The 17,515-nt window shown below is 51.4% G+C and carries 17 protein-coding genes; 5 read left to right on the top strand and 12 right to left on the bottom strand.

Features of this window, described 5'->3' with window-relative positions; all coding sequences use genetic code 11:
- Positions 1-245 precede the first annotated feature (245 nt).
- The gene (gene osmB / locus PZBJ_RS21985) at positions 246-464 is read left to right on the top strand and encodes an osmotically-inducible lipoprotein OsmB (RefSeq protein WP_008106509.1); all 219 of its coding nucleotides are present in this window, start codon (positions 246-248) and stop codon (positions 462-464) included.
- 68 nt (positions 465-532) lie between these two features.
- Here osmB and yciH read toward each other — a convergent pair whose 3' ends face one another.
- The 5 genes from yciH to pgpB form a co-directional block, all read right to left on the bottom strand.
- Positions 533-856 carry a stress response translation initiation inhibitor YciH gene (yciH, locus tag PZBJ_RS21980; RefSeq protein WP_101764276.1) on the bottom strand — a complete coding sequence of 108 codons (324 nt, stop codon included), beginning with the start codon at positions 854-856 and terminating at the stop codon, positions 533-535.
- Complete coding sequence (gene pyrF, locus PZBJ_RS21975) at positions 856-1,563, bottom strand: orotidine-5'-phosphate decarboxylase (RefSeq protein ID WP_101764275.1); 708 nt, start codon at positions 1,561-1,563, stop codon at positions 856-858. The genes yciH and pyrF overlap by 1 nt, the downstream gene beginning before the upstream one ends.
- A gap of 202 nt (positions 1,564-1,765) precedes the next feature.
- Positions 1,766-2,935 carry a lipopolysaccharide assembly protein LapB gene (lapB, locus tag PZBJ_RS21970; RefSeq protein ID WP_101764274.1) on the bottom strand — a complete coding sequence of 390 codons (1,170 nt, stop codon included), beginning with the start codon at positions 2,933-2,935 and terminating at the stop codon, positions 1,766-1,768.
- 6 nt (positions 2,936-2,941) lie between these two features.
- On the bottom strand, positions 2,942-3,247 hold the full coding sequence (locus PZBJ_RS21965; protein WP_101764273.1) for a LapA family protein: 306 nt from the start codon (positions 3,245-3,247) through the stop codon (positions 2,942-2,944).
- A gap of 128 nt (positions 3,248-3,375) precedes the next feature.
- Positions 3,376-4,140, bottom strand: coding sequence for a phosphatidylglycerophosphatase B (pgpB, locus tag PZBJ_RS21960; RefSeq protein WP_101764272.1), 765 nt, complete (start codon positions 4,138-4,140; stop codon positions 3,376-3,378).
- A gap of 228 nt (positions 4,141-4,368) precedes the next feature.
- Between pgpB and ribA the strand changes: the two genes are divergently transcribed.
- Positions 4,369-4,962 carry a GTP cyclohydrolase II gene (ribA, locus tag PZBJ_RS21955; RefSeq protein ID WP_097097212.1) on the top strand — a complete coding sequence of 198 codons (594 nt, stop codon included), beginning with the start codon at positions 4,369-4,371 and terminating at the stop codon, positions 4,960-4,962.
- A 49-nt stretch (positions 4,963-5,011) separates the two neighbouring features.
- Here the strand turns inward: ribA and acnA are convergent, their stop codons facing one another.
- The 5 genes from acnA to topA form a co-directional block, all read right to left on the bottom strand.
- Positions 5,012-7,693, bottom strand: coding sequence for an aconitate hydratase AcnA (gene acnA / locus PZBJ_RS21950; RefSeq protein WP_101764271.1), 2,682 nt, complete (start codon positions 7,691-7,693; stop codon positions 5,012-5,014).
- Between the two features lie 443 nt (positions 7,694-8,136).
- The gene (locus PZBJ_RS21945) at positions 8,137-8,316 is read right to left on the bottom strand and encodes a YciX family protein (RefSeq protein WP_064738813.1); all 180 of its coding nucleotides are present in this window, start codon (positions 8,314-8,316) and stop codon (positions 8,137-8,139) included.
- Between the two features lie 3 nt (positions 8,317-8,319).
- A complete protein-coding gene (locus PZBJ_RS21940; RefSeq protein ID WP_071531660.1) occupies positions 8,320-8,478 on the bottom strand; it encodes a YmiA family putative membrane protein in 159 nt (52 codons plus the stop codon).
- Positions 8,479-8,971: 493 nt separating this feature from the next.
- A complete protein-coding gene (gene cysB, locus PZBJ_RS21935) occupies positions 8,972-9,946 on the bottom strand; it encodes an HTH-type transcriptional regulator CysB (RefSeq protein WP_064738814.1) in 975 nt (324 codons plus the stop codon).
- 193 nt (positions 9,947-10,139) lie between these two features.
- Entirely contained in the window at positions 10,140-12,737 is a 2,598-nt protein-coding gene (gene topA / locus PZBJ_RS21930; protein ID WP_101764270.1) for a type I DNA topoisomerase, read from the bottom strand.
- 370 nt (positions 12,738-13,107) lie between these two features.
- Here topA and PZBJ_RS21925 point away from each other — a divergent pair, with 370 nt between their 5' ends.
- Positions 13,108-13,356 carry a DUF2498 family protein gene (locus tag PZBJ_RS21925; RefSeq protein WP_101764269.1) on the top strand — a complete coding sequence of 83 codons (249 nt, stop codon included), beginning with the start codon at positions 13,108-13,110 and terminating at the stop codon, positions 13,354-13,356.
- A 26-nt stretch (positions 13,357-13,382) separates the two neighbouring features.
- On the opposite strand, the gene sohB is transcribed toward PZBJ_RS21925, so the two are convergent.
- Positions 13,383-14,429, bottom strand: a complete 1,047-nt coding sequence (sohB, locus tag PZBJ_RS21920) for a protease SohB (protein ID WP_101764268.1) — start codon at positions 14,427-14,429, stop codon at positions 13,383-13,385.
- Between the two features lie 173 nt (positions 14,430-14,602).
- On the opposite strand from sohB, the gene PZBJ_RS21915 reads away from it, so the two are divergent.
- The gene (locus PZBJ_RS21915; RefSeq protein ID WP_101764612.1) at positions 14,603-15,367 is read left to right on the top strand and encodes a YciK family oxidoreductase; all 765 of its coding nucleotides are present in this window, start codon (positions 14,603-14,605) and stop codon (positions 15,365-15,367) included.
- Complete coding sequence (cobO, locus tag PZBJ_RS21910) at positions 15,364-15,951, top strand: cob(I)yrinic acid a,c-diamide adenosyltransferase (protein WP_101764267.1); 588 nt, start codon at positions 15,364-15,366, stop codon at positions 15,949-15,951. Before PZBJ_RS21915 ends, cobO begins: the two co-directional genes overlap by 4 nt.
- A gap of 37 nt (positions 15,952-15,988) precedes the next feature.
- Here the strand turns inward: cobO and rluB are convergent, their stop codons facing one another.
- Positions 15,989-16,864, bottom strand: a complete 876-nt coding sequence (gene rluB, locus PZBJ_RS21905) for a 23S rRNA pseudouridine(2605) synthase RluB (protein ID WP_101764266.1) — start codon at positions 16,862-16,864, stop codon at positions 15,989-15,991.
- Positions 16,865-17,515: the final 651 nt, after the last annotated feature.

Genomic DNA, 17,515 nt, shown 5'->3' with positions numbered 1-17,515 from the left:
TTTTTTCTCCTGCGAACTGTGATAGCTGAATTGTGCGGAGCAGGGAGAAAAAGCGTTATGGATGGAACGGCTGTAAAAGCTGCGGAAAGTGGCTAAGGCGTTAAATGTGTGGCGCGGGTTGGTTTTGATGATTAAACAAGAAGTGGCTTGCAAACTCGCATTTTAGGACCGTTTTACCCTGCCGAGTGCGGTGTAACATCTATACTTATATGGTTACCACGGTGTTAACAATCAAGGAGAAGTTAATGACTACAACAATGAAACGTCTTACTGCTGCCGTATTGGCAACAACACTAGTTGTCGCGCTGAGCGGCTGTTCTAATTGGTCTAAACGCGACCGTAATACTGCAATCGGTGCGGGTGCAGGTGCCATTGGTGGTTCAGTGCTGACCAACGGTAGCGGACTTGGTACCGTTGGTGGCGCAGCTGTCGGCGGCATCATCGGCCACCAGATCAGCAAATAAATTATAATTATCAGGCTACGCAGCGCATCTACTTAACAACGGGCCACCTAAAAGTGGCCCGAACTGCTTCAACCGCCCGCCAGTTTGACTTTCATGCCTTTGGCTTCCAGCAGCGTTTTTATCAAATCGCGTTTATCGCCCTGAATCTCAATCACGCCCTCTTTCACTGCCCCACCGCAACCACACTTTTTCTTCAGTTCAGCAGCCAGTTTTTCGAGAGCGCTATCATCCAGATCGACACCGGTAATCAGACACACGCCCTTACCTTTACGTCCGCTGGTTTGGCGTTGAATACGCACGATGCCATCGCCTTTAGGTCGTGGCGCTTTCTCTTCTTCATGGATGATACGACCGCTATCGGTCGAATACACCAATCGATTGTCCTGAGCCATTAAGCCTCCTGTAAACTTTGCAGGATTTGCTGCAGCGTGGCGGCCGGATCGGCGGATTGGGTGATCGGACGCCCGATGACCATATAATCCACGCCCGCGAGTTTTGCCTGCTGCGGCGTCATGATACGGCGCTGATCGCCCGCATCGCTGCCAGCCGGACGAATGCCTGGCGTAACCAGCGCGAAATCCTGACCAATCACCTGCTTAAAATGCGCGGCTTCCTGCGCCGAACAAACCACGCCGTGCAGGCCGCAATCACGAGTCAAACGTGCCAGCCGCTCAGCCTGCGCGGCTGGAGATAAGGTGATGCCTAAACCTTTGAGGTCGTCTTCATCCATGCTGGTCAATACGGTGACAGCAATCAGCAGCGGCGCATCGTTGCCGAATGGCACCAGCGCTTCACGAGCCGCGTTCATCATGCGAGCGCCACCGCTGGCGTGCACGTTCACCATCCACACGCCAAGATCCGCCGCTGCCGCGACTGCATGTGCGGTGGTGTTTGGGATGTCATGAAACTTGAGATCGAGGAACACTTCAAAACCCCGTTCCTGCAGCGTTTTCACCAGCGATGGACCAAACAGTGTGAACATCTCTTTGCCCACTTTCAGGCGACACTGGCCTGGATCGATGCGGTCTACAAACTGCAGCGCACTGTTGAGATCATGATAGTCGAGTGCCACCAGAATAGGTGAAGTGGTTACAGGCATAACGTTTCCTCAGTAACTGGCACCCGCAGGCGCGATGGACAAACGGCAAGCATTCTACCTGCGCAGGCCGGTGCCGACAATCACGCTACCGCCAGAACTTGCCTGTTTAACTGCTAGCTGCACGATGCCAAGGCAGTTTCTTAATTAAACTCACAAGTATGTTGTAACTAAATAGATGTAACCAGACGCGTGATGCGGCCATTTATTGGCCGTCGAGTCCACGGATGGGTTTAATTGAAGACCAGGCGCGACAAGATGGGCAATGCCAGTACAAAGCATGGGCAGTGAAGCCACATTTCTGGCAGCGATATCGCGGCTTAGTGCGGATCTGCTCGCCGACCATATCGCGCAGCACCATCAAGCTCTCTTTCGCACGTCCGTCTTCCGCTTCGTGTAAGTGGAAATCCATCAAACGATGAAACACACGCATCGTCGGATGACGCTGAAGCTGACGATTGATATACAGCTGTGCCGCTTCCGGTCCCTGCTGTTGCTCAAGAATATCAGAGAGATAAAGCTCTGCTGCGGCGCCGGTATTCTCGTCGACACAACGCTGTAAAAATTGCGCCCAGTTTTCGGGTTGGTTCAGGCGCTGGTAGCAGGTTTCCAGCATGGGTAACGTTTCACTCACCAGCTCTTTGTCCTGCTCCAGCACGCGCTGCAGTCGGCTGGCGGCTTTAGCGTACTCGCCCTGCTCCATCAAAATGCGGCCCATCATGATTGAGACGCGCGCACTTTGATGATCGGCTGACTCGCCCTTCTTCAGCAAGCTCATCGCCCGATCAAGGTCGTCACTGCTTAATGCCTGCAACGCCAGCTCACAGTAGAAATGGGCAATTTCCCCTTTCTGCTTGTCTTTGCCGAGCTTAACCAGCTTTTCCGCCACGTCGATGGCTTTTTGCCAGTCGCTGGTTGCCTGATGAATCAACAACAATTGCTGCAACGCGCCAATACGGAAATCGGTCTCTTCCACCAGTTGCCCAAACATATCTTCGGCACGATCGTACAATCCGGCTGCCATGTAATCGCGGCCGAGTTGCTGGATCGCCAGTAAGCGCTGCTCGTAGCTGAGCGACGCACTTTCCATTAGGGATTGGTGAATGCGAATGGCGCGATCAACTTCACCACGCGAACGGAACAGATTGCCAAGCGTCAGATGCGCCTCAACCGTGCCGCTGTCCTCTTTCAACATGTCGAGAAAGAGATCAACCGCTTTATCCTGTTGATTGGAGAGCAGGAAGTTTACACCGGTCACATAATCGCGCGACAGGCGGTTCGCTTCCTGTTGCTTATCCTGGTGGGCACTGCGGCGGCCCATATACCAGCCATACGCCGCAGCAACAGGAAGAAGCAGAAACAGCAATTCAAGCATCGAAAATTAATCCCGACGACTGGCAGTTGGTGATGGGATCACTGCAGTTGATTGTTCATTCTGTGCCTGCATACGTTTAAGTTTACGCTGCGCATTTGCCAGAGAAACACGTAAGCGTAACCAGAACAGGCCGCAAATCGCCCATCCCAGCAGGAATCCAGCGCCAAACAAGCTGGCGAGCAGTGTTGAAATGCGGAATTCGCCCTGCGCTAGCAGATAGTTAAAGGTGATGATTTGGTCGTTATGCGCTCCGAGCGTGACGGAGATAATGAAAATGACCAATACCACGAGAAAAATAAGCAAATATTTCACAATGCGTCCTGTCGAGAGGTTATCCAATAGAAGTATGCCAAAAAACCGCCGTCGATGCTGCTTATCCCCACATCAGTTAGCGCTTTTTTCTGCAAGCACAATCAATCATATGGGGATGAATAGGCTGATTACAATCCATCATCACGTTGCGCGATCTCACGATGTTCCTCTGGTGGAATGGTGAGCGGGCCGCAGAAACGCTGGGCCAGCAGCGTAGCTACGGTCACCAATAACCAGGATATCAGCGTTGCCATCACTAAATCACGCGGCCAGTGCATACCCAGCACTAAACGGCTGCCCATCACCGCGGTCGCCCAAACGAATAATACGGCAACGGTGGCAAAATGACGGCGCGGCCATAACAGGCCGATGGCTAAAAGCGCCCAGCTGGCGGCAAACATGGTATGCCCGGAAGGAAACGCATAACCGGTTTCAAATGCCCAATGATTCTTCAGCCATTGCGGCAGCTGAGTGTCATTGGCCAGCAAAGTTGAGACCATTTCGCCGCGCTGCTGGCGATGAAGCTGATAAAACTCATCACCGTTAATGCCATGACTTTTTTCCAGCCAGATGACGTAGGGGCGCGGTTCCTGCACATGCTCTTTGATTGAGGATTTGGTGTACTGACCAGCAAGAATCGCACCATTCATGATGAGAATGAGCAGAATCGCGGGTTTGAGCCGAAAGCGTAAACACCACAACACCCAGGCGCTGAGGATAATACTGGTGAGGATACCCCACGGACTGGTAACGGTTTCCGTCATCCAAAACAGCACGCGAAGTAGATTGCCGCTTTCCCCGGGTTGCCATTGCCAGTTAGATATCCATACGCCCAACGGCATCAACAACAATAAAAACGCCCCTAAGGTGGTGCGCTGAATGATTTTTAACATTCGCTTCCTTTTAGATCCGGATTAACAGGTGCGTTAAGCATAACTTTAGCTGAAAAAAGAATAACATACCCATTGCGGCTTGGATAATTGTGCTTTATCACTACAATCACTCTGACCGATTAACGGCAGCCGTTCGGGTTGTGGCACAATAGCGTAAGTTTCATCGGGCCACATGGCCCGTGCGTTATCATGATGATAGCGCATCCTCTGAAGGTTCTGGAGAGTCACATGCAGCTTAAACGGGTAGCAGAAGCCAAACTGCCCACGCCATGGGGAGATTTCCTGATGGTTGGTTTTGAAGAACTGGCAACCGGCCACGACCATGTCGCGCTGGTTTATGGTGATATTAGCGATCACAATCCGGTGCTGGCGCGCGTCCATTCCGAATGTCTTACCGGCGATGCCCTGTTCAGCTTACGCTGTGACTGCGGTTTCCAGTTGGAAGCGGCGTTAACGGCGATTGCGGAAGAAGGTCGAGGCATTCTTATGTATCACCGTCAGGAAGGTCGTAACATCGGTTTGCTGAATAAAATTCGTGCTTATGCATTGCAGGATAAAGGCTACGACACGGTCGAAGCCAACCATCAGCTCGGTTTCGCCGCTGATGAGCGTGACTTCACGCTATGTGCAGATATGTTCAAACTGTTGGGCGTCAATGAAGTGCGCTTGCTGACAAACAATCCGCGCAAGGTTGAAATCCTGAGTGAAGCCGGTATCAATATCGTCGAACGCGTGCCGTTGGTTGTCGGGCGTAACCCGAAAAACGCGCACTATCTCGATACGAAAGCCGAAAAAATGGGTCATCTGTTGCCAAAGTCGTAAGCGGTCTTTGTAGCAGATAAAAAAAGCCGGGAAATCCCGGCTTTTTCTTTTAGTTCAGCATATTGCGTATCACATAATGCAAAATGCCGTCGTTCTGGTAATAGGTTAGCTCGTTACCCGTATCGATACGGCAGCGCGTTTCCAGCGTCTCCTGGCTGCCATCCGCGCGCGTCAGAATTACGGTTACCGTGCCACCCGGCTTAAGCTGCGACAGGTTTGCCACATCTATAAACTCTTCACCCGTAAGCTGCAGCGTTTTACGCGTCACGCCAGCCGGAAACTCGAGCGGCAGAATCCCCATACCAATCAGGTTAGAGCGGTGAATTCGCTCGAAGGATTCGGAGATAACCACGCGCACGCCCTGTAAGCGCGGCCCTTTTGCTGCCCAGTCACGACTTGAGCCTGAACCGTACTCTTTACCAGCAATCACCGCTAACGGCACACCTTCCTGCTGATACTTCATCGCCGCATCGTAAATCGCCAACTGCTCGTTAGTCGGGAAGTGTTTGGTATAACCGCCCTCTACACCCGGCACCATTTCGTTACGAATACGGATATTAGCGAAAGTGCCGCGCATCATCACTTCGTGGTTACCACGACGCGAACCGTAAGAGTTGAAATCGGTGCGCTCAACGCCATGCGACAGCAAATAGCGTCCGGCTGGACTTTCGGCTTTGATGCTTCCCGCAGGAGAAATGTGGTCGGTGGTGACGGAGTCACCCAGCATCGCCAGAATGCGCGCGCCTTTGATATCCTGCACCGGCTTCGGCGTTTTCTCCATGTCGTCAAAGAAGGGCGACAGACGAATGTAAGTAGAATCACCATCCCAATCGTAGGTTGCCGCTTCGCTGACTTTGATCTGCTGCCACTCTGGCGTGCCGTTAAACACCTCGGCATACTCTTTGTGGAACATATCGCTGGTGACTTTTTGCACCGCTTCCGCAATCTCTTCCGGCGAAGGCCAGATATCCTTGAGGAAAACATCGTTGCCCTGGCGATCCTGGCCGAGCGGATCGGATTGCAGATTGAGCTTCATATTACCCGCTAAGGCATAAGCAACCACCAGCGGCGGCGAAGCCAGCCAGTTGGTTTTAATTAACGGATGAATACGGCCTTCGAAGTTACGGTTACCCGAAAGCACCGCGGCAACCGTGAGATCACCCTCTTTAATCGCGCTTTCTATCGCGTCCGGTAACGGGCCGGAATTACCGATACAAGTAGTACAACCGTAACCGACCAGATTGAATCCTAATTCGTCCAGATATGGCGTAAGCTGGGCCACAGCAAGGTAGTCAGAAACCACTTTGGAACCGGGTGCCAGTGAGGCCTTAACCCAGGGCTTGCGCATCAGACCGCGTTCAACGGCTTTCTTCGCCAGTAAACCGGCAGCCATCAGCACGCTAGGGTTTGAGGTATTAGTACAAGAGGTAATCGCCGAGATCACGACCGCACCATCATCCAGCTGATAGCTTTCTCCAGTTTCGCTATCGCGGTAGCTCACGGTTTTATGCGGTTTTTGCGCCTGATTAACTTCCAGTTCGTTGCTGGCATCAAAGGCAGTAGGAACATCACCGAGTGATACGCGATCCTGCGGACGTTTTGGACCGGCCAGGCTGGACTCGACGTCGCCCATATCCAGTGCTAGAGAGCTGGTGAACACCGGCTCATCACCCGCGTTACGCCACATACCTTGTTGCTTAGCATAAGCCTCAACCAGTTCAACCTGCTCCGCATCGCGGCCGGTGAGCGTCATATAACTCAGGGTGACATCATCGACGGGGAAAAAGCCGCAGGTCGCACCATACTCAGGCGCCATGTTGGCGATGGTGGCGCGATCGGCAAGCGGCAGGTCGGCTAAGCCGTCGCCGTAAAATTCTACGAATTTACCCACAACACCATGTTTGCGCAGCATTTGCGTAACGGTTAACACCAGATCCGTTGCGGTGATGCCCGGACGCAATTTACCAGTGAGTTTGAAACCGACTACGTCAGGAATCAGCATTGAGACCGGCTGGCCAAGCATCGCCGCTTCAGCCTCAATCCCGCCAACGCCCCAACCCAATACGCCGAGCGCATTGATCATGGTGGTATGCGAATCGGTGCCCACCAGCGTATCGGGATAGGCGATCTCTTGCCCATTCAGCGTCTCATGCCAGACAGATTTACCGAGGTATTCCAGATTGACCTGGTGACAAATCCCGGTGCCTGGCGGAACTACGCGGAATCGATTGAAGGCTTTTTGCCCCCAGCGTAGGAAAACGTAGCGCTCGTGGTTGCGCTCCATTTCCAGGTGCACATTTTCATCAAAGGCTTTGTCATCACCGAAATGGTCCACGGTGACAGAGTGGTCGATAACCAAATCTACCGGGGATAAGGGATTGACTTTGGCGACGTCGCCGCCAAGGCGTTTCACCGCTTCGCGCATGGCAGCCAAATCTACCACCGCCGGTACACCGGTAAAATCTTGCATTAATACACGCGCGGGACGATAGGCAATCTCACGATCGGCGTGAGCATCTTTTTGCCAGGCGACCAGCGCTTCAATATCTTCAAGCGTGACAGAATCACCATCCTGCCAGCGTAAAAGGTTTTCCAGCAGGACTTTCATCGACTTGGGCAAGCGATCGATATTGCCCAGTTGCTGAGCTGCTTTGGGCAAGCTGTAGTAATGATATTTTTTTGCCCGAACATCCAGCGTGTCCTGACTCTGCTCGCGTAACGTTAACGACATAGCGCCTCCATGTAAGTGAATCTTTTTTAAACCTCAGTGACTGCAAGGTTTAACTTAAAGATAGACTACATTGCCGTTAACGTTTTGATAACAACACGAATAGACACATTAAAACACAATGAAAAATGCCCCGACGTTTGTCAGGGCATTTATAAAATTCAGTATAATTTGAGTTAGGGCTTAAATCATCGCCCAAAAGGCGGCGGCCCAAAAAGCCAGGGAAAAGGTATAAACGCTCACCCAGGATAATGTCGTTGTATTGATGTTCATCATTCACTCCCTCCCGGATTCCGGGCAAAAAAAGTCCACCGTCTTCAGCGTTGTACTGATGACACCGTTTTTTTAATGCTGAGTGTTAAAGGACGGGCTTTTAACTTGCCCACCGGATAATCCGGCAAAAAGAGGGACTAAACGACTAAATATAGTACGGAACGCATGCTGCGTTATTTCGACTTCATGTCCATGAAGGATTCAATAAAGTTGCGCTGATTCTCGCTGAGTTCCCACGAAGTCGGAATGGTGACCTGAGGTTCAGTGGATACAACGTCTTTAACTTTGCACGCAGGCGTTTGCGGCTGACGTGCAGAAACCGGATGCTTACGACTGAGTGTATTTGCCCACATGGCTTAACCCCACATACGCCAAATCATTAACGCCACCACTACCCAGAACAGTGCTGAAGCAGCGAAGACAGTCATCCAAGCTTTGCGACGGGTATTACCAGTACGCTCAACTTTGGTGCTTTTAGTCCGGAAGCCCGGCTGTACAGTTATTCTCGTGTTCATAGTTTTTGATAATCACTCTCAATAAAACGATTGATGACAACGATTAAGATTTAGGACGAATCCTAAACTTGTTAAGACCGAAAATCCAGTTATTTTTATTGAGCACAACGATTAACGCTATTTATCAAAACGCCAAAAATTGATGAGATAAATTTAATTACCAACACAACTATTAATTAAATCGTTACATTGTAAATTTGGGTTAACAGCAAATTAGATCCAATCTAAATTTGAGTTTAATTTACCAAGCCAGTTAAAAAGCCCTTCTTCATCAACTCTTAACTAGAGTATGGGAATATTCCTGGCGAGCTGCAAAGCAGCATCGTAAAAATTGTGTACTGATTCGCATTTAATAGATAACAATGAAAAAACATGTGACCTATGTTTCATTTACAAAAAAATAATGATTTTTTTTGAAGTACTCGTGGCGCTAAGCGCTAAGGGATTCCGAAGGTGCCCACTGGACACCTTGGCAAAAGAATGAGTTAGGAATTTACTTGAAGGGTAACTTGATGTCGCGGAACATAGCTTCGATGTCTTCATTGGAGCGCAATGCGACCGCCGCATCCACCACATCACGCGTCAGGTGTGGTGCGAAACGTTGAATGAAATCATACATATAGCTGCGGAGGAAGGTGCTACGTCTAAAGCCAATTTTGGTCGTACTATTCGTAAAGATTTCTGAAGCTTCAATACGCACCAAATCGGGGTCTGCAACCGGATCAACCGCCATACTGGCAATTACGCCAACGCCCAGGCCTAAACGCACGTACGTCTTGATGACGTCAGCATCCGTCGCGGTGAAGACGATGCGTGGCGTTAATCCGGCGCGATTAAACGCGGTGTCCAATTCTGAACGGCCTGTAAAGCCAAATGTGTAAGTCACTAACGGGAAATCCGCCAGCTCTTCTATCGTCACATTTGATTTACCCGCCAACGGATGATCTGGCGTTACCACAATGGCGCGGTTCCAGTGATAGCACGGCAGCATAATCAAATCGTCATACAGATGCAGCGCTTCTGTGGCAATGGCAAAGTCTGCATTGCCCTTTGAAACCGCCTCAGCTATTTGCGTCGGCGATCCCTGATGCATATGCAAAGAGACGCGAGGATAGCGCTCAATAAAGCCTTTAATCACGCCTGGCAGCGCATAACGTGCCTGCGTATGGGTAGTTGCTACATACAGCGAGCCTTTATCTGGCCAGGTGTGTTCACCAGCAACAGATTTAATCGCGTCAACTTTGGACAGCACTTCGCGCGCAATCCGGATAATCTCTTCACCTGCAGGCGTTACTTGCGTCAGATGCTTACCACTGCGCGCAAATATCTGCACGCCCAGCTCATCTTCTAACATACGGACTTGCTTACTGATGCCTGGCTGCGAGGTATATAAGCCTTCGGCGGTCGATGAGACATTAAGATTGTGATTAACCACTTCGACGATGTAACGCAACTGCTGCAATTTCATAGTTATATCTTCCTGGTAGCGACAGAGGTGCATTCCCGGCAGGCGTGTTTCCGCTTTAATTGCGGTGAGGGAGGGAAAGCGAGTCAGCGAAACGAAAAGAGTTCTATAACTACTATATCAGTTAAAGGAAGAATGTAGAACGATTAGCTATAAGGATAAGAGAAAGGCCAGCGAATGCTGGCCTTGCGGGGAATTACTTTTTCGCTTCCTGCCATTTGCCGTCAACATAGAACATTGACCAGCCAGTGGCTTTGCCATCCTTTTCGGAAGAGACGTATTGCTGTTTGGTCTTGCGACTGAAACGTACCATCGTCTTATTCCCTTCCGGATCGGCGGCTGGCGCTTCTGACAGATATTTCAGCTTTTCTGGCAGGCGGTCGGCAAAGCGTTGCAGCTCTTCCACCAGCGGCGCGCGCGTTTCACGTGATTTCGGGAAGGTATTAGCGGCAAGGAACACGCCCGCTGCACCATCACGCAACACAAAGTAAGCATCCGACTTTTCACACTGCAATTCTGGCAGCGGCACCGGATCTTCTTTTGGCGGCGCGACATCACCGTTACGCAGAATCTTACGGGTGTTTTTGCACTCGTCGTTGGTACACGCCATGTACTTACCGAAACGACCCATTTTCAGATGCATTTCAGAACCACACTTCTCGCACTCAACAATCGGACCGTCGTAGCCCTTGATGCGGAATTCGCCCTGCTCAATCTCGTAGCCGTCGCACTCTGGGTTATTACCGCAGACGTGTAACTTGCGCTGGTTATCGATCAGATAGCTGTCCATCGCGGTGCCACACTTCTGGCAACGACGACGAGCGCGCAGCGCATTGGTTTCAGCATCATCGCCTTCCAGCACGTTGAGCACTTCATTTTCCGGGATCAAGTTGATGGTCTGCTTGCAGCGCTCTTTTGGCGGCAAAGCATAACCCGAGCAACCCAGGAACACGCCGGTACTGGCGGTGCGAATCCCCATCGGGCGGCTACAGGTTGGACAATCAATTGACGTCAACACCATCTGGTTCGGCTGCATGCCGCCCTCTTCCGGATCTTTCTCAGCATCATCTAACTGTTGGCTGAAATCACTGAAGAAGGAGTCGAGTACCGCTTTCCATTCGGCTTCATTATTCGCCACCTGATCGAGGCTATTTTCCATGCGCGCGGTGAAGTCATAGTTCATCAGCTCGCGGAAATTAGACTCCAGACGGTCGGTAACAATTTCACCCATTTTTTCGGCGTAGAAACGGCGGTTCTCAACACGCACGTAACCACGGTCCTGAATGGTGGAGATAATCGAGGCGTACGTTGATGGACGACCAATGCCACGTTTTTCCAGCTCACGCACCAGCGATGCTTCACTGAAACGCGCCGGCGGTTTGGTGAAGTGCTGGCTTGGCATCAACTCTTTAAGATCCAGCATATCGCCAACATCTACCGGCGGCAGCGTCAGATCTTCATCATTTTTACGCAGCGCAGGCATCACGCGCGTCCAGCCATCGAAACGCAGCGTGCGGCCTTTGGCTTTCAATTTGAATTCAGCCGCGCCCACGGTCAGCGTGGTGGAGTCGTACTGAGCCGGAACCATCTGGCAGGCAACAAACTGGCGCCAAATCAGCTGATAGAGTTTCTGCGCATCAGCTTCCATATCTTTCAGCTGCTCAGCCACGATATTCACATCAGAAGGACGAATTGCTTCGTGCGCTTCCTGTGAGTTCTCTTTGCTGGCATAGGTATTCGGCGCTTCTGGCAGATACTTTTTACCGAAACTGCTCTCAACATAACCGCGTGCCATCGCCACGGCATCCTGGCTTAGGTTGGTGGAGTCGGTACGCATATAGGTGATGTGGCCCGCTTCATACAAACGCTGCGCCATCATCATGGTCTTCTTCACGCCGAAGCCCAAACGCGTACTCGCCGCCTGTTGCAGCGTTGAGGTAATAAAAGGTGCAGAAGGCTTGCTGCTGGTCGGCTTGTCTTCACGATCCAGCACTTCGTAACGCGCTTTCTGCAAAATCGCTACCGCCGCGTGAGTTTGCTCACGATTAACCGGACGGAACGCTTTGTCATTCTGATGCGTCACCTGCATGGCCAGATCGGCGCCTTTCGGCGTGGCGAAATCAGCATCGATTTCCCAATACTCTTCTGGCACGAAGGCTTTGATTTCGTGCTCGCGCTCAACAACCAGACGCACCGCAACCGACTGAACGCGACCGGCTGACAGGCCGCGGGCAATTTTCTTCCACAGCAGGGGCGACACCATGTAACCCACCACGCGATCCATAAAGCGGCGCGCTTGCTGTGCGTTGACACGTTCAATATTAAGCTCGCCAGGCTTGTCAAACGCCTGACGAATCGCATTCTTGGTAATTTCGTTAAATACTACGCGGCTAAAGCGCTTATCGTCCCCACCGATCACTTCCCGCAGGTGCCAGGCAATGGCTTCCCCTTCGCGGTCAAGGTCGGTTGCGAGATAGATGTGGTCTGCATCGGCAGCCAGGTTTTTCAGCTCAGCGACAACTTTTTCTTTGCCCGGCAGAATTTGATAATCCGCTTCCCAACCATGCCAGGGATCCACACCCATGCGGTTTACGAGTGCGGCTTTCTCATCCTTTTTAACCTTTTTTCCAGGTTTCGCTTTTTCCCCGTCGGCACTTTTACGGGCAGTTGAACCGCTGGTCGGCAAATCACGGATATGACCGACACTGGATTTCACCACGTAGTCATTACCGAGGTATTTATTGATTGTTTTGGCCTTTGCCGGGGACTCAACGATTACGAGTGATTTACCCATATGTACCTTTACCTAAATGAAACGTCCTGATAAACGGGAGAGAATTGGAGGTCCCAAAACCCAATGGGTTCAATATTGCTGCCGGCATTTCGCATTTCAAGGCAGCAGGGATAATCTCAGGTCAGATTGCGTCGACTTCTGCAACTTTATGATTAGGAGCGAGTTTTCCATCTGACAGAACCACACATCCGGGTGTGATCTCCCTGAAAGCTGAATCGCCCACACTCTACCTGATAAAATCCGTTACGCAACTTAATTAGCATTCTGCCTAATTTTGCGTCAGTTTTACGACGCCATGCTGATTTGCTGAACGCGATAGCTCGCAAGTAATATAGAAGGAGAAAAATGGCTGTCAAAAAAGAGGTGAAAAATGTCAGTGCCAACGGAAGCTATTTCACGCCACGCGTTACTGGAAATAGCCAATCAGATAATCACGCAGCACGACGATTATTTTGTCGGATTAGAAGCCAATGATGTGATTCAGCAAGGTGATGTTTTGGTGTTTCGCGGTCCCTATTTTCTCGATGATGAAGGCTTGCCCACCGCCAAAACCACCACGGTATTTAACGTGTTTAAACACCTCGCGGTCGAACTCTCCTCTCAATATCATCTGGCATAAAAAAGCCCGGCAATTGCCGGGCTCGGTTACAACAGCGGCTTCTCACCGCGCTGCCATATTTTCAGAATCAACTGCTCTGCCGCCAGACTGGCGCTGTTGGTGAAGAGATCTATCATTTTACGCTTACGTGCGTAATGGACGCCCAGCACGGTGAAGCGATCCATATGCTTGATAATCAACGCATCGCTGGTGCCGATTTCATCAATCAAACCCAAATCCAGCGCCTGACGGCCATACCAATGCTCGCCGGTCGCCACTTTGTTCAGATCAAGCGACGGACGCATCTGCTGTACAAAATCTTTAAACAGCTGATGCGTTTCATTGAGATCTTCCTGGAATTTCTCGCGCCCTTCTTCCGTATTTTCACCAAATAGCGTCAAAGTCCGTTTGTACTGACCGGCGGTATGCAGCTCGACGTCAATATCGTTACGCTTTAACAGGCGGTTGAAGTTGGGAATCTGCGCGACCACGCCAATTGAACCAATAATAGAAAACGGTGCGGCCACAATGCGATCCGCCACGCAAGCCATCATGTAACCGCCGCTGGCAGCGACTTTATCCACCACCGCCGTCAATTGCAGACCGGCATCGCGCAGGCGTTGCAGCTGCGAAGCCGCCAAACCGTAGCCGTGTACTACGCCGCCGGGGCTTTCCAGGCGCAGTAGCACTTCATCGCCCGGCACCGCAACTGCCAGCACCGCGGAGATCTCTTCACGCAATGAGGTGACTTCACTCGCGTCCATGCTGCCTTTGAACTCCAGCACATACAGCGTGGGCTTCAGCGTCTCGCTCACGCCGGCTTTAGCATTGCGTTTATCAGCTTTCGCCTTTTGCTTCTCTTCTTTCTTATGCTGCTTGAGCCACACTTTTTGCGCCTGTGGCTTCATTTTGGCGAGCTGCAGATCTTCCTTCATCTCACGATAATCATCATCGAGATGCGTCAAACGCAGCTGACCGCTGCTGTGACGTTTACGCAGCGCGGCATTTAGCACAATCAGAACAATAGCTGCGATCGCCACCACCACGGTGACGGCCTTAGCCAGAAATAATCCATAACTGGAGAAAAAATCCATTCTGCCGCCTTATTAAACAGTAAATTACAACAGCTGTAAGTTTACCCGCTTTACGCGCTGTCGTCGCCTGAAATGCCCGCAGGCGGCACAGAATGCGAGGCTCAAGCGTTGCACCGCGCGGCAAATTCAGGCATAAAGCCAAAAACCTTCTGACCCGAGCAAAGGACATCGCTGTGCATTATCAACCGAAAAGCGATCTGCTGGAAAATCGCATCATCCTCGTCACCGGCGCTTCCGATGGCATCGGCCGTGAAGCGGCGCTGACCTATGCGCGCTACGGCGCGCGCGTCATCCTGTTGGGCCGCAACGCCGACACCCTTCAGAAAACGGAGCAGGCCATTAACCAGTTAAATAAGCAGCCAGCCGCTTCTTTATTACTGGATCTGGCCAAAGCTACGCCAGAAAGCTGCCAGCAGTTAGCCGACCAGGTTACTGCGCTGGTGCCGCGTCTGGATGGCGTGCTGCACAACGCTGGCATTCTGGGCGAAATCGTACCGTTGGAGGAGCTCGATCCGCAGATCTGGCGTGACGTGATGCAGATTAACCTTGATGCCACCTTCTATTTAACTCAAGCATTACTGCCGCTGCTGCTGAAATCAGATGCCGGATCGCTGGTGTTTACCACGTCCAGCGTGGGCCGCACCGGCCGTGCAGGCTGGGGCGCGTATGCGGTTTCGAAGTTTGCCACCGAAGGTATGATGCAGGTGCTGGCCGACGAGTATAAAAACCGTCACTTGCGGGTGAACTGCATCAATCCTGGCGGTACGCGCACCAAAATGCGCGCCAGCGCTTTCCCGGATGAGGATGCCAATTTACTCAAAACCCCCGCGGATTTGATGCCGCTCTACCTCTATTTGATGGGTGATGACAGCCGACGTAAAACCGGCACCAGCTTTGATGCGCAGCCGGGACGCAAAGCGGGGCCGGCAACCGCATGAATGATCGCCATCAGCAACGCCAGCAGCGACTAAAAGAGCAGGTTGATGCCCGAATCGCCGCCGCCACCGAGACGCGCGGCATTTTGATGGTGTTCACCGGTAACGGCAAAGGGAAAACCACCGCGGCTTTTGGCACCGCGTTGCGCGCCTGCGGACACGGTAAAAAAGTGGCGGCGGTACAGTTCATTAAAGGCGAATGGCCCAACGGTGAACGTAACTTGCTGGAACAGCACGGCGTCGAATTTCAGGTGATGTCCACCGGTTTTACCTGGGATACGCAGAACCGCGAGACCGACACTGCCGCCTGTCAGTTGGTGTGGCAGCAGGCGCGTCGTATGTTGGCCGATAGCCGCGTCGATCTGGTGATCCTGGATGAAATCACGTACATGGTGAGCATGGATTATCTGGATTTAGCGGAGCTGGTCGATGTGCTGCAACAGCGCCCTGCTCAGCAAAGCGTAATCATTACCGGTCGAGGCTGTCATCGCACGTTGCTGGATTTGGCTGATACCGTAACGGAAATGCGTCCGGTGAAACATGCGTTTGATGCGGGAATTCAGGCACAGCAAGGAATAGATTGGTAACACGCTGACGCCGCAGAGCGCGGCGTCAGGCTTAGGATCAGGAACCGCGTTTGGTGTTATTCCGACGCGGATTGTTGCTCACCACACCGTGACGTTTTACCGCACGACGAATTTGGTTAGCTTTGGTGCGACGACGATCCTTTTCAACGGCCACTTTCGTTACCGTCTCTTCCGGCATACTGACTAACGTACGCAGATAGTTGACTGCCGGTAATTCCATCTCGATCCAGCCGCCGCGTGGCAAGCCTTTTGGCAACTGGATATCACCGTAACGCACACGCATCAGTCGGCTAACCTGCACGCCAACCGCTTCCCACAGACGGCGCACTTCGCGGTTACGACCTTCGGTCAGCGTCACGTTGTACCATTGGTTAATGCCTTCGCCGCCGGCAAACTTAATGGTTTTGAACGATGCCGGGCCATCTTCCAGCTGCACGCCTTTGCTCAGCTGACGGATTTTATCGTCATCCACTTCGCCAAACACGCGAACCGCATATTCACGCTCCACTTCACGGCTTGGGTGCATCAAACGGTTAGCCAGTTCACCATCGGTGGTGAACAGCATCAAACCGCAGGTATTCACATCCAGACGACCGACGGCAATCCAGCGTGAACCACGCAGACGCGGCAGACGATCAAATACGGTTGGACGCCCTTCCGGATCGTTACGCGTGCAGAGTTCACCTTCTGGTTTGTAGTACGCCAATACGCGACACACTTCGGTCGCCGACTCAGCGATGGAAACCAGATGGCCATCGATACGAATTTTCAGGGATTTATCACTTTCGATGCGATCGCCAAGCGTCGCCAGTTTGCCGTCAACGCTGACGCGTCCGGCTGAAATCATGGTTTCGATTTCGCGACGCGAACCGTGACCGGCGCGCGCTAATACTTTCTGTAATTTTTCGCTCATGGAGCCTCGTTGTCGCCTTCCCAGGCGTCGTGGTAAGAAGAGGTGCGATACAGGGATTACCAATTCCCATATCAGAATCTGTTACCGCTCTGCATCGCTGCTGCAATCTCAGACGGCCCGCGATTTTACACTAACGCAAGTTTCGTTAACACCTTTTCCTTTGCTGCCGATAACAGAGGGTCTGGTAAAAACATGGCCATTAAGACCATGACGATAAACATTCAGCTGGCTGATAGATCGATCTTATTTGCATCCGCAGCATCCACGCCAAGTGACTGAATTATTATTACTTGTCCCTAACCTTTCCCGCCTGAGCCTATTATCAACTTAAGACAACTGATACATTAGCACTTTGCAAGACTGCTTAACCGCTATTGCTCGCCACGCTTAAGGATAATCACAAACTTTAAATCTAAGTAAAAACAATAAAACAGCATAAAAAACTATTTAATAGCATTAAATAAGGTCTGTTACAGTAATAAATGCAAACTGATAGTTTATTGGCACTACAGGTTGGATTAAGTCTGTATTTTTGTATTATTTGATTAATATTAAATTTGATGAATTGTTCTGCAGAAAAAACTGTGTAAAATTTAAGCCTGAAATCTAGTGCGTCGTCATAATAACATAGCTTTCATTTACTATTTATAT

It is taken from the genome of Pantoea endophytica (assembly GCF_002858935.1).
Taxonomy (GTDB): domain Bacteria; phylum Pseudomonadota; class Gammaproteobacteria; order Enterobacterales; family Enterobacteriaceae; genus Pantoea; species Pantoea leporis.
The sequence above is the reverse complement of the archived record's forward strand: the minus strand, read 5'-3'. Positions and strand labels throughout refer to the sequence as shown.

Excerpts from the sequence above, each read along its gene's own strand:
- rluB (WP_101764266.1), bottom strand. The coding sequence starts at position 16,864 with ATGAGCGAAAAATTACAGAAAGTATTAGCGCGCGCCGGTCACGGTTCG.
- pgpB (WP_101764272.1), bottom strand. The coding sequence starts at position 4,140 with ATGTTAAAAATCATTCAGCGCACCACCTTAGGGGCGTTTTTATTGTTG.
- acnA (WP_101764271.1), bottom strand. The coding sequence starts at position 7,693 with ATGTCGTTAACGTTACGCGAGCAGAGTCAGGACACGCTGGATGTTCGG.
- topA (WP_101764270.1), bottom strand. The coding sequence starts at position 12,737 with ATGGGTAAATCACTCGTAATCGTTGAGTCCCCGGCAAAGGCCAAAACA.
- osmB (WP_008106509.1), top strand. The coding sequence starts at position 246 with ATGACTACAACAATGAAACGTCTTACTGCTGCCGTATTGGCAACAACA.
- cysB (WP_064738814.1), bottom strand. The coding sequence starts at position 9,946 with ATGAAATTGCAGCAGTTGCGTTACATCGTCGAAGTGGTTAATCACAAT.
- PZBJ_RS21940 (WP_071531660.1), bottom strand. The coding sequence starts at position 8,478 with ATGAACACGAGAATAACTGTACAGCCGGGCTTCCGGACTAAAAGCACC.
- PZBJ_RS21945 (WP_064738813.1), bottom strand. The coding sequence starts at position 8,316 with ATGTGGGCAAATACACTCAGTCGTAAGCATCCGGTTTCTGCACGTCAG.
- ribA (WP_097097212.1), top strand. The coding sequence starts at position 4,369 with ATGCAGCTTAAACGGGTAGCAGAAGCCAAACTGCCCACGCCATGGGGA.
- lapB (WP_101764274.1), bottom strand. The coding sequence starts at position 2,935 with ATGCTTGAATTGCTGTTTCTGCTTCTTCCTGTTGCTGCGGCGTATGGC.
- PZBJ_RS21925 (WP_101764269.1), top strand. The coding sequence starts at position 13,108 with ATGTCAGTGCCAACGGAAGCTATTTCACGCCACGCGTTACTGGAAATA.
- cobO (WP_101764267.1), top strand. The coding sequence starts at position 15,364 with ATGAATGATCGCCATCAGCAACGCCAGCAGCGACTAAAAGAGCAGGTT.
- sohB (WP_101764268.1), bottom strand. The coding sequence starts at position 14,429 with ATGGATTTTTTCTCCAGTTATGGATTATTTCTGGCTAAGGCCGTCACC.
- pyrF (WP_101764275.1), bottom strand. The coding sequence starts at position 1,563 with ATGCCTGTAACCACTTCACCTATTCTGGTGGCACTCGACTATCATGAT.
- yciH (WP_101764276.1), bottom strand. The coding sequence starts at position 856 with ATGGCTCAGGACAATCGATTGGTGTATTCGACCGATAGCGGTCGTATC.